The organism is Arthrobacter sp. B2a2-09, from assembly GCF_027587375.1.
Lineage (GTDB): Bacteria > Actinomycetota > Actinomycetes > Actinomycetales > Micrococcaceae > Arthrobacter.
Genome location: NZ_JAMXIC010000108.1, coordinates 1 through 389, shown reverse-complemented (window position 1 = coordinate 389; position 389 = coordinate 1). Strand labels below are relative to the sequence as shown.

Below are 389 nucleotides of genomic sequence, written 5' to 3'. Positions count from 1 at the left end.
GCCTCTAATGTCTCTGGATAACGCATGGGATAAGTGCCAACGCTGCATGCACGTCATCGAACGCTGCGTGTGCAGCAAGGGCGTGCAGTGGTGGGTGTGTGAAATGCACCAGTACAAGTCGCTCGTCGGTGAGAAGTGCCCGGAATGCGAAGCCCTCACTCACGACCCAAAACCCGAACAAGTGTCCGAGCGCGGTGCCGGACTCAAGTTCGACGGCGGCAAGGGGCAGTGGACGCTGCTGATGGGCGGTGTACCGAAGGCGCTGGAAGGCATCGTCGGGGTGCTGGGCTTCGGTGCCAAGAAGTACGCAGCGCATTCGTGGAAGCAGGTGGAGAACAACCGAGTTCGCTACCGCGATGCGCTGTATCGTCACCTCGCAGCCATTGAGC

The 389-nt window shown here is 60.4% G+C and carries 1 protein-coding gene; it reads left to right on the top strand.

From position 1 onward, the window contains the following. Positions 1-46: 46 nt before the first annotated feature. Positions 47-389 (top strand): dATP/dGTP diphosphohydrolase domain-containing protein (locus NFJ07_RS25755; RefSeq protein WP_269998946.1); only part of this gene is annotated, 343 nt, incomplete at its 3' end.